The following is a 13,288-nucleotide window of genomic DNA, read 5'->3' on the forward strand; positions in this document are numbered from 1 at the left end:
ATTCAAACTGAGCAGTTAGACCAAAATGTAATGAATACGCTTCGTGATAAGGATCATTCTACACTTGCACACCGCGTCGATACGTTATTATTTAGCCATAACGATATCATTGAACTGTTAGCGCAGTATCTTGCTTTGAGTGAACAAGAAGACGATGAACGTTTTGATACTTGGTTTGATAACTTAACGAAAGAACAGCATACGGTAGTGAAAACCTTTGAAGTGTATCGTGGTCAATATGAGCACCTAGATTAGACTTTTAATCACATTTTAATGTATGACTTAAAATATAAAATGCATTGCTAGCCCAGCTTAAAAACTGTTTGTTTTCCTCACTCTCATGGTGATAGGCATGTTTAGTAATGCTTAGTTACTACTCATTATCTCGCCCAAAAAGTTGACTAATTTTAAAACCCACCTTGAAACTTTATATTTTGGCCTCAGTGAAGTAAGTAAGCTCATCATACCAATTTGCAGTAATACTTAATCATTTTGAGCTGCTAAATCTGAGATTAGCTGCGTCAAAATAGCGCTCTTAATTAAGCAAATTGGTATAACCAATACTTCAAAAGGAGAGGTTATGTCACACCATGTTATTGAAATGCCTGATTTAGGTATCGGTACGTTTCGCCTAGAAGGAAAAACAGCTTACAATTCAGTGAAAATGGCACTCGATATCGGTTTTAGACACATCGACACGGCGCAAATTTATGGTAATGAGGAGCACGTCGGTAAAGCGATAAAAGACAGCTCTGTGCCTCGTAGTGAGATTTTTATTACAACCAAGGTTTGGAATGACAAACTTAACAGCGCTCAGTTTATTGAGAGCGTAAAGCAGAGTTTAGAAAAGCTTCAACTCGATTATGTTGATTTATTACTTATTCACTGGCCTTCTGCGTCTAACGGAGAAAAAATGAGTGAATACTTAACCGAGCTCAAAAAAGTAAAAGAGCTGGGTTTAGCAAAACACATTGGTGTTTCAAACTTCACAATTGCTAATCTAAAAGAGGCCATGCAGACCCTTGACGCGAGGGAAATATTTACTAATCAAATTGAAGTACACCCTTATCTGACGAACACGAAGTTACGCGCTTTTTGTCAGCAACAGGGTATTCATGTTACGGCTTATATGCCATTTGCCGTGGGTGAAGTGCTAAAAGACGACGTGATTGTTGATATAGCTAAAAAGCATGATGCGAGCCCTGCTCAAGTTGTCCTTGCGTGGATAAATGCACATAAGATGACGACGATTCCATCATCAACGAAGCGAGAAAATTTAGCGGACAATTTTGATGATTCCGTAAAACTTGATCACGAGGATTTAGACAGAATTGATGCGCTTGACAAACATAAGCGCCTAGCCAATCCTGATTTTGCACCTGATTGGGATTATTAAAGTAAAAAAGCCGCCTTAATGGCGGCTTTACTCTTCTAGCACTTACTATTTCAACATGTAGGCACGCATGGTAATTTGCTCTGCTGAGCTTGAACCATAGTCTGAGATCACTGTTCGAATGTGAACAAACTCACCTGTATTCCCTGTATTTGGAATTGTGGCTGTCCATTCACCATCCACTTGTTCTACTTTCGCATCTTGCCAGTTCTCTGTTGAGAATTTTTCTGACACAGGGCAGTAGATGTAAGCAGGCACCGATTCAATGGTACATTCTTTACCGTATGCATATTGGAATTGCACATTCGCTAATGCAACGTCGCCGACGCCATCAAGTAGCCCTGTGAGCTTCACTTTTGCTTCTTCACCTACTGACATTGTGTTGTTGATGTCAACAGGTAAATCAATCATAGGTACAAGTACGGGTTGCACACCTTGTTGGTACTCGTTAGCAGTAAAGGTGTAATAACCTAGGTACAGTGAACCAAGGCTATCATTTACAGGTGAACGCTCGCCAACACCACGTGCATATGAACGCATTCCTAGAGTAATTTGATGATCGCCCGGCTCAAGTGTTAATGCCCCTTCTGTAGGAGATGCAGGCTCACCATTTAAAGTTAAGCCAAACGCTGAGCTGCCAATATAACCAAAAATACCATCGTGATTAGCTGCATCGCCAAACGAGGCAAGGTTAAAATGAAGCACGTTGGTATCACGCGTGATAATAGGCGCGCCACTGCTACCTAAAGCACCGCCACGTGGACCTTTGAACCATGAGGTCGTCTCTTGTGCACCTTCAGTCATTGCTCTTGGCCCATCAAAATAAGCCCCAGCGCTTTCAATTTTATGGTTAGGCATGACAATATTTGTCCAGCCATTTTTGGCTGTCGCGGTGTAATACTCGTCACGTACTTGTGGAAGCATGATCAATTGTGTGCTGCCCGTTGAGTAAAACTCTCCCGTACTGTTGGTCATTGCCATGACATCGGTCCATGCAGGACGCTCATCATTTTGTGAGTGATACGTCGCCGTAATCTTATGCATTTTGTGTTCGGCAATATTAATTTGACCAGACTGAATATGGCCATCAGTAATGTGGTTGATTGAATAAGCATAAGGTGAACGCTCAGCAGCAACACCTGACCAAGTAATAATATTATTACCCGCTTCAATCTCGGCCATTAGCGCTTCGCCTTCTTCAGAGCTAATACCAATAACAGGCACTTTTGGTGTGCCAGTCACGGTGCCTTTGTATCGGCCTTCACGCCCCGGACGATAAAAAATAACACCCGTAGCGCCATGCTTCATTGCATTCCCGACCATGTAATTGGTTAGGTAGTTAGGGTTTGCGATTAAAGCAATTTTGCCATCAAGATCAAATTGGCTCCAGTCGGTACTATAACCGGCATCACCAACAGGTAATACTTCTGCTGAACCTTCACCATGGAACGATAATGCAAGGCCTTGTTTGATGTAATCAAACTCGACACCATTTTGCATTTTTACAGTGGTTTCTGGTGCAACTGCACGGGTTGTAATAAATGAGCGAAAACGACTGTCATGACCTTGTGACCAAGCATACATATCATTTACATAGTCAGGCGCCATCTCGATAGCTGCTAACTTGGCTGATTTTTCATCATCAAGTGCGTATGTAAAACCGAATGAGTAACCTTGTGGATCAAGGGGTTGTTCTGCTTTAAAGGTCACTTGTTGTGCATTACGCGCATCAAAGTTAATTTCAGTCGCGCCATCTACTTTTTTGTTAAGCACTGCCATTTGTGCCGCTGACTCAACAAGTCCCGAGTTAGAGTCAGGGTTATCAAACGTCATGATATTTGCGATTAAAGTATAATAACCCGCAGGTACATTGATATCGGCTTTACCGTTATTTAATCTAACGATACTGCCCCAATCATCTTCTTCATTAATTAAATAAAGTTTTGATGGTGACGTTGCATTGTGCCCCCAGCGGTCTGTTAGGTTAACGGTTAAATTAACCTGAGGCTGGTCAATCCAGAATGATACAGGCACAGTAACTTGTTGGTCTAAATTACTGACCGTTGTACCAGTGATACGGCCTGTAATGGCACCGTAAGCACCGTTATTAAGTGCAACACTTGGGTCAATCCACATAGGTACTTGTGCTTCGCCATTCGCTGGAACAGTCACTGATTTTGCATCTAAGCCAGCAAGTGTTGCTGGAAGTTGCGTTTTACCGTCTTCGCCAAGTAGGTCTAATTTTAGTTTCAGCGTAATGTCGGTATCAGACGTGTTTGTTAAGGTTACGTGTGTATGCGTAAGCTCATCATTGATAGCGTTTTGGAAAAAGCCAAGCTCTCTATTTGCGGGTGCTACAATAGCTTGTGAAATTGCGCGGTCAACGTTCATTGCGCCGGCACCTTGCTCAAGCACGTGTGAATCACCGCTAAATACGGATGATGTAAGCACGTCTTTTAACTCTTTTGGTGTTAAGTCACCGCGCGCCTGCATAACCAGAGCTGCACCGCCAGCAACATGTGGTGCAGCCATAGAGGTACCCGAATAAACACGATAGGCTGTTTCGCCTAATCCACCTGATGCTGCAGCAACAACAGATACGCCTTGCGAAGCGATATCAGGCTTTGCTGAATGACCATCAGGTGACGGGCCGCGTGATGAAAACGACGCTGTATTGCCTTCACGGTCTATTGCACCAACAGTCAGTGCGCTTGGGGCACAACCGGGTGAACCGATCGTTTCGCGCGTAAAGCTGTTACCAGCAGAAATAACAAATAATGCTTTGTCGCTAAGTGCCTCAACCATGTCTACAAGTGGGCCACTACACGTTGTAGCTGTACCACCTAAAGACATATTAACGATGTCGGCATTTTCAGAAAGCACAGCCCACTGCATACCACTTAATATACCGTATGTTGAACCAGAACCCACATTACTAAGTACTTTGCCTATGATGAGATCCGAAGCGGGTGCAACACCCACCCATTTACCATCTGATTCATGACCATTCCCCGCAACCGTTGAAGCAGTGTGAGTTCCGTGACCATTAATATCATCAACGCCATTGCTTGAATAAGTAAAATCGCGAGATGCAATTACGCGACCCTGTAGGTCTGGGTGTTCAATGTCGTAACCCGTATCAAGCACTGCGACTTTAATGCCTGCACCATTATAATTAATAGCTGATTGACCATAAGCGCCCGTTAATGGCACCGTTGGGGTCAGCGTATTGGCGCTGCTTACTTTGTGAGCATGGACAACGGCATCTAGCCAAATACCTTCAACATTTGCTTCAGCAATAAGAGACTGCCATGTTTTAGCGGCGTTTTCTTTTGTGATGGCAAAGGCAGCACTGTCGATTAGTTCAATTTCACCTGTTAATGACATGCCAGACAATGCTTTAGGCACGGCGCTGCCGGCTAACGTCCCGTCTCGGTATTCAACAATAACGGGTAAAGCATTAGTAGACGCATCGTCGTAACCCGATTCATACAATTTGTTGATGTTGAAAAGTTCTAAATCAATTGCCTGTGAATCAACAAATGCTTGCGCATGAGCAGGGACTACATACGTATTATTTCCCCGTTTAAAAATACTGGTGAAGGCATCAGAGCCATCAGCATTTAGCAGACGAATACCGCCTAATTGGCCATCTTTATTAACAATGGCAGACACTTTATCGCCTGTTATTAACGTAAATGTTAGGGCATCAGCGGATGTTTTATTTGTAAAAGCAGTGTTTTGTGCCGCTACTGGTTGCGCTAAGCTCAAACCGAGCATAGCCAAGTAGGTCGCTTTTAATCGACCCAGCCTTGGAAAAGGTTTCATCTATTTATCCTTTATTATGATGTGATTAGTTTGAATAGAGGAGTTATTACAAGGGTGTCAAAACTGCAAAAATGACAAAAGAAATAACTCAACTACATCAATCTAACGACTAAAAAGATGAAAACCTACAAAACAAATGTACCAAAGTGTATTAACCAAAATGTAACAATGTATACATTGTTGCAACCTTGTTCAGGTGTTCAGTTACCCTTCATTTTCAGAAGAGGAAAGGGAGTGTTTGTCTCTATTTTACCGATAAATCGTATTTAGCAACCACGCTATCAATGTAACGATAGCGAAGCGTATTTTTACCTTCGTTGCCTGTACCATGACTCAATGCGCGGTTCATTAGCTTTAATGCTTTATGAAGAGCTTGGCGTTCATCAGCAGATAAGCCCGTTTTAGTGCGTAGTTCGGTGATATCATCAATAAGTAATTTGGCGACATCAAGCTGAACAGCTTCCTCTACTAAGCCATTTTGGGTCAAGACACCATATTTACTGCACAAGAATTGTTGCCACACTTGTTGTAAATGCTCGTCAATTTCAGCGCCAAATAATTCTTCATCTATTGCAAAGCCTTGCTCAGTGAGCTTACTTAATTGTGCCGAATAATGTTGGGCAAAATAATTAAAAGCTTGGCATGATGAGTTAATATCATGTTTGATGATTAGCTGACCCCAACTTGCGGCACCGCGAGGGTAGTAGTCTTGGTATTCTTCGCATTGGTAAATGCCAGAATAAGAGCTGCACTCTAATTGGCTTTGCAAGCAATAACTCGGCTTTGGAAATAGACTACTTTGCTGCCATGCTCCCAGTGTATCTTCATCAATCGAGAGGGTTTGACACAGCTCTTCTGTGGTATAAAAGTAGGTTGCCAAGAATTTAGAAAGTTGCATTATCAGTCACTCACAATAAATACTGTTTATTTGTACAGTATTTAATTTTGTCTTAACTTTGTCCATTTCACAAGTTTTTTATTTATTACGTTACATTACTCGGAAATTGCCTGTGTTTATGATACAACTAGCGCAAATTTTCCAAACATTAAAATAGTTATGCGTAGCCTAGAAACAATTAAACAAGCAAGCTTGATCACTGCAATTAAAACGCCTTACCTAAGCAACGGTGAAATTGATCTTGCCTGCTATGATGACCTTGTTGAACAACAAATCGCAGCGGGTGTTGACGGTATTATTGTAGGTGGTACAACCGGCGAAGGCCAACTAATGAATTGGGAAGAGCACTTGATGCTTATTGCACACAGTGTCAGTAAATTCTCATCTCGTTTACTTATTGTGGGTAACACAGGTAGCAATAACACGCGCGAAGCTATCAAAGCGACAGAATATGGTTTTGCAACGGGAATGGACGCAGCATTGCAAATTAACCCGTATTATGGACGTACTTCATTGGCTGGAGTAAAAGAGCACTTTAAGCGTTTACTTGATATTGGCCCAGCATTTATCTACAACGTAGCAGGGCGCACAGGGCAAGATTTAACCCCAGATATTATTGAACCGTTAGCGCAGCACGAAAACTTTATTGGTGTTAAAGAGTGTGGTGGCAATGAGCGTATTGCACATTACGAAAAACAAGGTATTGCATGCTGGTCAGGTAATGATGATGAAAGCCATGATGCGCGTCATATTTATAACGCACACGGTGTTATTTCAGTGACATCTAACTTGATCCCAGGTTTGTTTCGTCAATTAATGGACGAAAAAAATGATGCATTAAACACCAAGCTACAGCCATTAATGAACTGGTTGTTTTGTGAGCCAAACCCAATCGCAATAAACACAGCATTAATGATGACGGGAGCCGTCAATCCGGTATTCCGCTTACCCTACGTACCGTTATCACCTGCACAACAAGAAGTGGGTTTAGGCTATATTAATGAACTAAATGTTGCTGACATTGTGGGAGATAAAGCTCAACTTTTAGCCGAAAAGGATGTTATTTTACGCTAAAAATGAATTGGCGCTTAATTTTGGATACATTTAAGCGCCAACGTTTTACTTTTTTGTTGCTAATGGGTAAAATTAGCAATCGTTTGGCGTTATAAGAATAAAAGTTGTGAAATTTGTTGTTAATAATTTGTGTTTATGGGTTGCACCCGAGCAGCAAATAGCAGAACTAGGCCAACATACATACTGCGACCTCGACCTCAGTTGGGTTGCACCTATGCAACGGCGAAGACTCAGCCCTTTTATGAAAATGGCCTTGCATACTTTGCAACAAGCACAAGCTGAACATTCACACATTGCTATCAATTTTTCTTCTCGTCATGGTGATCTGCCAAAGACGGCCCATTTGTTACATGCGCTTGTTGAAGAAGAGCCGCTGTCACCTACAGCGTTTGGGCTCAGTGTGCATAATGCTGCGACCGGTATTTTTTCAATTATTAAAAATAACACCGCGCCTATGAATGCGATTGCCGGTGGTCAAGACAGTGTAATAAGCAATCTGATCGATGGGTACGCCCGTATTCAATCTGGTATCGAAAATTGTATTTTAGTAGCGCACACTGAAAGTGTGCTGCCTGAAGAGTATTTACCTTTTGCAGATGAGAAGCAAATCGATCACAGTGTGGCTTTTGTATTATCTCCTTACGTTGAAGGCGAATCTTATTTTGAGTTAACTAAATTATCGGGCAGCACTGATGCCGGTAATACGGACTCAGTTTTACCTTTCAGCATCCAATTAGCACAGGCTTTATCAAGCAAGGAATCCAGTGCACTACTTTCACATCAACAATCAGCTTGGATGCTTCAACATTATGGTGGCTAAACTTTTTCAGCGACTCAATCAAATTTGGCGCATTATCGCAACAGGGTTTTGTTTTGCTGTGTTTGGTGTCGGTGGTGTCGTTTTAACGTTGTTGGTGTTGCCACTTCAGCGAGTGCTAGAACCGTGTAAGCACAAGCAAAAACAAAAAGCGCGTATCACCGTACATTATAGTTTTAAATTTTTTGTTGCTCTGATGCACTACATGGGCGTTATCCATTTTTCTGTTGAAGATAAACAGCGCTTTAGTCAGTTAAAAGGCCAGCTAGTATTGGCAAATCACCCCTCTTTAATTGATGTTGTTGTGCTTATTTCGGTGATTAAACATGCCGATTGTGTGGTGAAGGCGCATTTATTTAAAAACCCATTTATGCGCGGTGTTATAAAAGGGACTGGGTACATTAGCAACGAAGATCCTCAGGAGTTATTAAATGAGTGCGAAGCATCATTGGCTGCGGGCAATAACCTGATAATATTTCCAGAAGGCACGCGAACAACGCCAGGTGATCCCCTTAAGTTTAAACGAGGAGCGGCAAACATAGCTGCGCGCTGCAAAGCACCGATTACATCTGTCATGATCAATATGAAACCAAGTACGTTAACGAAAGACACACCTTGGTATCGTGTTGCTCCTACAAAAGCTCATTTTACTATGCGCTTTGCAAAGCACGCCTTTACAGGCGATAAATTTTATAATAACGAACAACCTGCAATGCAAGCACGCCAACTAACCCGTGATTTACAGCATTACTTTTCAGAGGAACTCAGGCACCTATGACTGAACTAAAGAACCAAATAAAACAACTAATCATTAGCAGCTTAGATCTTGAAGATATTACCGTGGATGATATTGAAAATGATCAACCTCTTTTTGTTGATGGTTTAGGCTTAGACAGCATTGATGCTCTTGAACTTGGTCTTGCAATTAAGAAAGAGTTCAACGTAAAAATTGATGCCAACTCAGAACAAACAAAAGCACATTTTGCATCTGTTGATGCACTCGCTAATTTTATAAACCAACACACATCATAATACAGACTTAGAAGTAGGAAAAAGCATGAAAACCGCTGCTGATATTTACAACGTTTTACAGGGCATTTTAGTTGATGAATTTGAAATTGACGCTGATGACATCAGTTTAGATGCACACCTTTATCAAGATTTAGATCTTGATAGTATTGATGCCGTTGATTTAGTAGTGAAATTGCGTGAAATCACGGGCAAGAAAATTGAACCTGATGCGTTTAAGCAAGTGCGTACAGTTCAAGATGTTGTAAATGAAGTAGAAAAGCTCGTTTCTTAAGCTATAAAGTACACCATATGCTTAAAGCAATCGCCACAACATTGGTCTTAGTGTGCTTATCGTTATACCCATTTATTGTGTATTTTGGATTACAGCATGTTTCGATTAAGCAGGTAAGCTTAATTTTAATCGCATTACTTGCGATAAGGTTAATGTTGAGCCAAAAATTGACAAGCACAATGCCTTGGCTCAAACCTGCGTCATTTTTGGCAATTGTGGCGCTTGCGACTACGCCGTTTTTTAATAGCGAATTAGGCTTAAGATTATACCCTGTGATCATTAACACCGTGATGGCGATTACATTTATCTACTCATTGCGACAGGGGCCAACAGTGATTGAAAGTTTCGCCCGTTTAAAAGAGCCCGATCTAGATAGTAAGGGAGTAAGGTACACGCGCCAAGTGACTAAAATTTGGAGCGTTTTCTTTCTTTTAAACGGCACGGTTGCGCTCTACACCAGTCTATTCGCGTCATTATCAGTGTGGACACTTTACAATGGCTTGGTTGCCTATCTCTTGATAGCTATTTTGATGCTAGTGGAATGGCTAGTTAGACAAAAGGTAAAAAATAATGGTGGCGAGTAACCTACAGTTTCACCCAGATTCAGCGTTTGTTGTTGCAGAAAAACACATAACCCGTGAGCAGTTTTTTGCTGATATCAGTGCGTTTCAACATAAATTAGCTGGATTAAAACCTACCAGCCATGTGGTGTTGTTTCACCCAGATACGTATCAATTTGCTGTGCGTCTATTTGCTCTCGCCTGCAGCGGGCACAATGTTATTTTGCCGCCAAATGGTCAGCCGGAAACGTTGCGCCTCCTGTTAGCGCAGTCGCCTATTTTTGCGGGTGATGCACGTGAATTAGACACCCGCATTGTGTTTAATAATCTTGAGTTAAGCCAACAGCACACTCACAGCCGTTTGCCACGCTTACAGTGGCCAACGAAAACCGCCGTTATTTTTTATACTTCGGGCTCTTCAGGGCAATCTAAGCCAGTAGTGAAGCCATGGCGGGTACTCAACCGTGAGTTATCGGTTCTGTCTATGGCGTTTGATTTGCCAAGCCAGTTTACATTTTTGGCGACAGTTTCTCATCAGCATATTTATGGTCTGTTATTTCGTTTACTCTGGCCACTTGTAAAAGGGCAGGTTATTGACAGTGAACAAATTCAATATCCAGAACACATAGCGCAAAAGTTGCAGCATATTCAGCATGCTGTGCTTGTATCAAGCCCCGCGCAGTTAGGCAGATTGTGCATGGATAATGTACTGATACCAGAGCGCGCAAGGTTGACATGGTTATTTTCATCGGGTGGTCCTTTAAATAACGAACAAGCCGAAATGTTGTGTGAGCAACTTGCACGACCGGTAACACAAGTGTTTGGCAGTACTGAAACGGGGGGAATTGCTTATCGGCAAGTCACTCAAGCCGCTGTTGATGTACCTTGGCAGCCTTTTAATGGTAACCATTTGTCAGTTAACCATGAAGGACGCTTAATGCTTGACTCATCTATTCTAGAACATGCGAACTACCCATTAGATGACAGAGCTATTGTGCATAGTAATGGGCAATTTAAGCTCCTTGGGCGTATTGATAGAACCATTAAAATAGAAGAAAAACGCTTAAACCTTGATGAGCTAGAATGCTTTTTACTCAGTCACGAGTGGGTGAAAGAGGCTAAGCTGGTTGTTCTGCCAAGCAAACGAGTTCAAATTGGGGCTGTCGTTGTGCTCACGGATAAGGCCAGTCATGAACTTGAAGAACATGGTAAATTAGTCATAAATCGTACCCTGCAAGCGTATTTGTCAAACCGATTTGAGCGTGTTTGTTTACCTCGCAAGTGGCGCTATATCGATGCATTACCTTTTAACAGTCAAGCAAAGTTGAGTTTAAAAACACTGGAGCAGTATTTTGCCAAGCCTGAATAAAGTCACCCCACAGGTGGCGGTTTTATCGCAAACAGAGCACCGCGTTAGTCTAGCGTTAACGATTACGGCTGATTTAGATTATTTTCGAGGGCACTTCCCTGATGCTCCCATTTTAGCTGGGGTTGTGCAGTTAGATTGGGCTGTGAAATATGCGCAGCAGTACCTTGGGTTTGGTCCACAGGTGCAAGATTTAGAAGTGTTAAAGTTTCAGGTCGTCACCACGCCAAATATGACCGTAAATTTAACCCTTGAGCGCAACGCTAAAGGCAAATGTGTATTTAGTTATCAATCAGATAAAGGCCAGCATGCGTCTGGTCGAATTGTGTTTTGCGAATAAACAATGAATCAATTTTGTATTGTCATTCCTAATTATAACCACACCCATGCTATCGCAACCGTGATTTTAGAACTCAATGCATTAAAACTACCGATTATTATGGTGAATGATGGGAGTTGCGATGATGCAAAACAAGTGTTTGCGTCTTTACAGCAACAATATGACGATTTAACGGTACTTACACACGCAGAAAATCAGGGCAAAGGCGGCGCCGTACAAACTGGGTTGTTATATGCGCATGAACACGGCTTTAGTCATGCAATTCAGGTGGATGCTGATGGTCAGCATTCACTAGACGATATTGCTAAACTCATTGAGTTAAGTAATAACGAGCCAAACAATGTAATCAGTGGTTGTCCAATATATGACAGCTCAGTACCAAAACATCGTTACTTGAGTCGATACATCACTCACTTTTGGGTGTGGGTTGAAACATTGAGCTTTGATATTGTCGATTCAATGTGTGGTTTTAGGGTGTACCCACTCACCGCAGTAAAGCAATTAATGGCAAAGCAAGCGCTTGGCAAACGCATGGACTTTGATATTGAAATATTGGTCAGACTTTACTGGCAAGGTGTCAAGGTTACCTTCTTACCCACTCAAGTTATTTACCCCGAAAACGGCGTTTCTCACTTTCGCGCTTTACATGATAATTTGGGGATTTCATGGCTTCACACGCGTTTGTTCTTTGGCATGCTGTTACGTTCGCCCCTACTTATTTGGCGAAAGGTGGTGGGTTAATGGCTGCAAAGCACTGGTCAAAAATGCAAGAGCGCGGCAATCGACTGGGTATGCAAATATTGTTATTTAGCTACCGTATACTGGGTCGAAAAGGGCTCTGGGTTATCCTTTTTCCTGTGGTGTTTTATTTATTTTTAACAGGTAAAACCGCGCGCCGCGCATCCTATGCCTTTTTAACGCAAGTACGCAAAGTTAATGGTAATGACAAAGTAGTGACGTGGCGAGACAGCTTTCGACACTTTCGTTGTTTTGCGGACAGCGCCTTTGACAAAATCGATGCGTGGCTTGCGCGTATACCCCAAAGTAATATTTCTTATACCAATGAGGCGTTGTTCATAGAGCTTGATGAACACGCGCAAGGTGCCATTTTTATTGGTTCACACTTGGGTAATTTAGAGGTGTGCCGCGCTTTAAGTCAGCACCGCTCAAGTAAAGTGATTAATGTATTGGTATTTACGCATCATGCCGTGGAATTTAATAAACTTTTAAAAAGTATCAATCCAGATGTCGCAATTAACCTAATTCAAGTGACAGACTTAGGCCCTGATATGGCAATAATGCTTAAAGATAAAGTTGAGCAAGGCGAAATAGTTGTTATTGTGGGCGATAGAACCAGTACGACAACAGCGGGGCGTGTCATCGAGGCCGATTTTTTAGAAAAACCAGCTCCTTTTTCTCAAGGTCCATTTATTCTAGCTGCGTTATTAGATTGCCCTGTTTTTCATTTGTTTTGTTTAAAAGATAAGACGGCCGATGGCAAAGTATTTTATCGTGTTATTTTTGAAAAATACGCTGATAAACTTGTTCTACCGCGTAAAACAAGGCAACAGACATTACACAAGATTGTCAGCGATTATGCTCAAAGGCTAAGCTATTACGCTGCCGCATACCCATATCAATGGTTTAATTTTTATGACTTTTGGCAAAATGACGAGCACGTGTCTCGCGACCAAAACAAGGAGAACTAA

At 41.9% G+C, this 13,288-nt stretch carries 14 protein-coding genes; 12 read left to right on the top strand and 2 right to left on the bottom strand.

From position 1 onward, the window contains the following. The first annotated feature begins 30 nt into the window (after positions 1-30). Both BWD47_RS01565 and dkgB read left to right on the top strand, forming a co-directional pair. Positions 31-255: a hypothetical protein gene (locus BWD47_RS01565; protein ID WP_206770714.1), complete on the top strand. Its 225-nt coding sequence runs from the start codon at positions 31-33 to the stop codon at positions 253-255. 325 nt (positions 256-580) lie between these two features. After that, a complete protein-coding gene (gene dkgB, locus BWD47_RS01570) occupies positions 581-1,396 on the top strand; it encodes a 2,5-didehydrogluconate reductase DkgB (protein WP_036972132.1) in 816 nt (271 codons plus the stop codon). 45 nt (positions 1,397-1,441) lie between these two features. Here the strand turns inward: dkgB and BWD47_RS01575 are convergent, their stop codons facing one another. Then, positions 1,442-5,221, bottom strand: a complete 3,780-nt coding sequence (locus BWD47_RS01575) for a S8 family serine peptidase (protein ID WP_075593227.1) — start codon at positions 5,219-5,221, stop codon at positions 1,442-1,444. A gap of 244 nt (positions 5,222-5,465) precedes the next feature. Next, a complete protein-coding gene (locus tag BWD47_RS01580) occupies positions 5,466-6,119 on the bottom strand; it encodes a DUF6058 family natural product biosynthesis protein (protein WP_036972129.1) in 654 nt (217 codons plus the stop codon). A gap of 159 nt (positions 6,120-6,278) precedes the next feature. Between BWD47_RS01580 and dapA the strand changes: the two genes are divergently transcribed. The 10 genes from dapA (at position 6,279) to BWD47_RS01630 (ending at position 13,288) form a co-directional block, all read left to right on the top strand. Then, complete coding sequence (gene dapA, locus BWD47_RS01585; protein WP_036972127.1) at positions 6,279-7,193, top strand: 4-hydroxy-tetrahydrodipicolinate synthase; 915 nt, start codon at positions 6,279-6,281, stop codon at positions 7,191-7,193. Positions 7,194-7,299: 106 nt separating this feature from the next. Further along, positions 7,300-8,013, top strand: a complete 714-nt coding sequence (locus BWD47_RS01590; protein ID WP_075593228.1) for a beta-ketoacyl synthase chain length factor — start codon at positions 7,300-7,302, stop codon at positions 8,011-8,013. After that, positions 8,003-8,788: a 1-acyl-sn-glycerol-3-phosphate acyltransferase gene (locus BWD47_RS01595; protein WP_036972125.1), complete on the top strand. Its 786-nt coding sequence runs from the start codon at positions 8,003-8,005 to the stop codon at positions 8,786-8,788. The genes BWD47_RS01590 and BWD47_RS01595 overlap by 11 nt, the downstream gene beginning before the upstream one ends. Further along, positions 8,785-9,042, top strand: a complete 258-nt coding sequence (locus tag BWD47_RS01600) for a phosphopantetheine-binding protein (protein ID WP_036972123.1) — start codon at positions 8,785-8,787, stop codon at positions 9,040-9,042. The genes BWD47_RS01595 and BWD47_RS01600 overlap by 4 nt, the downstream gene beginning before the upstream one ends. A gap of 25 nt (positions 9,043-9,067) precedes the next feature. After that, positions 9,068-9,313, top strand: coding sequence for an acyl carrier protein (locus tag BWD47_RS01605; RefSeq protein ID WP_054554554.1), 246 nt, complete (start codon positions 9,068-9,070; stop codon positions 9,311-9,313). A 17-nt stretch (positions 9,314-9,330) separates the two neighbouring features. Next, a complete protein-coding gene (locus tag BWD47_RS01610; RefSeq protein ID WP_036972119.1) occupies positions 9,331-9,897 on the top strand; it encodes a hypothetical protein in 567 nt (188 codons plus the stop codon). After that, positions 9,884-11,242 carry a class I adenylate-forming enzyme family protein gene (locus tag BWD47_RS01615; protein WP_065979011.1) on the top strand — a complete coding sequence of 453 codons (1,359 nt, stop codon included), beginning with the start codon at positions 9,884-9,886 and terminating at the stop codon, positions 11,240-11,242. Before BWD47_RS01610 ends, BWD47_RS01615 begins: the two co-directional genes overlap by 14 nt. Next, positions 11,226-11,579, top strand: coding sequence for a thioester dehydrase (locus tag BWD47_RS01620; protein ID WP_051501863.1), 354 nt, complete (start codon positions 11,226-11,228; stop codon positions 11,577-11,579). The genes BWD47_RS01615 and BWD47_RS01620 overlap by 17 nt, the downstream gene beginning before the upstream one ends. Before the next feature lie 3 nt (positions 11,580-11,582). Then, the gene (locus BWD47_RS01625; protein ID WP_075593229.1) at positions 11,583-12,320 is read left to right on the top strand and encodes a glycosyltransferase family 2 protein; all 738 of its coding nucleotides are present in this window, start codon (positions 11,583-11,585) and stop codon (positions 12,318-12,320) included. Continuing rightward, complete coding sequence (locus BWD47_RS01630) at positions 12,320-13,288, top strand: acyltransferase (RefSeq protein WP_075593230.1); 969 nt, start codon at positions 12,320-12,322, stop codon at positions 13,286-13,288. Before BWD47_RS01625 ends, BWD47_RS01630 begins: the two co-directional genes overlap by 1 nt.

This window comes from Pseudoalteromonas sp. PAB 2.2 (assembly GCF_001938575.1).
Lineage (GTDB): Bacteria > Pseudomonadota > Gammaproteobacteria > Enterobacterales > Alteromonadaceae > Pseudoalteromonas > Pseudoalteromonas lipolytica.

What these genes read in the sequence shown, in the direction of transcription:
- BWD47_RS01565 (WP_206770714.1), top strand. Translation starts at nt 31, where the DNA reads ATGAATACGCTTCGTGATAAGGATCATTCTACACTTGCACACCGCGTC.
- dkgB (WP_036972132.1), top strand. Translation starts at nt 581, where the DNA reads ATGTCACACCATGTTATTGAAATGCCTGATTTAGGTATCGGTACGTTT.
- BWD47_RS01575 (WP_075593227.1), bottom strand. Translation starts at nt 5,221, where the DNA reads ATGAAACCTTTTCCAAGGCTGGGTCGATTAAAAGCGACCTACTTGGCT.
- BWD47_RS01580 (WP_036972129.1), bottom strand. Translation starts at nt 6,119, where the DNA reads ATGCAACTTTCTAAATTCTTGGCAACCTACTTTTATACCACAGAAGAG.
- dapA (WP_036972127.1), top strand. Translation starts at nt 6,279, where the DNA reads ATGCGTAGCCTAGAAACAATTAAACAAGCAAGCTTGATCACTGCAATT.
- BWD47_RS01595 (WP_036972125.1), top strand. Translation starts at nt 8,003, where the DNA reads ATGGTGGCTAAACTTTTTCAGCGACTCAATCAAATTTGGCGCATTATC.
- BWD47_RS01600 (WP_036972123.1), top strand. Translation starts at nt 8,785, where the DNA reads ATGACTGAACTAAAGAACCAAATAAAACAACTAATCATTAGCAGCTTA.
- BWD47_RS01605 (WP_054554554.1), top strand. Translation starts at nt 9,068, where the DNA reads ATGAAAACCGCTGCTGATATTTACAACGTTTTACAGGGCATTTTAGTT.
- BWD47_RS01610 (WP_036972119.1), top strand. Translation starts at nt 9,331, where the DNA reads ATGCTTAAAGCAATCGCCACAACATTGGTCTTAGTGTGCTTATCGTTA.
- BWD47_RS01615 (WP_065979011.1), top strand. Translation starts at nt 9,884, where the DNA reads ATGGTGGCGAGTAACCTACAGTTTCACCCAGATTCAGCGTTTGTTGTT.
- BWD47_RS01625 (WP_075593229.1), top strand. Translation starts at nt 11,583, where the DNA reads ATGAATCAATTTTGTATTGTCATTCCTAATTATAACCACACCCATGCT.
- BWD47_RS01630 (WP_075593230.1), top strand. Translation starts at nt 12,320, where the DNA reads ATGGCTGCAAAGCACTGGTCAAAAATGCAAGAGCGCGGCAATCGACTG.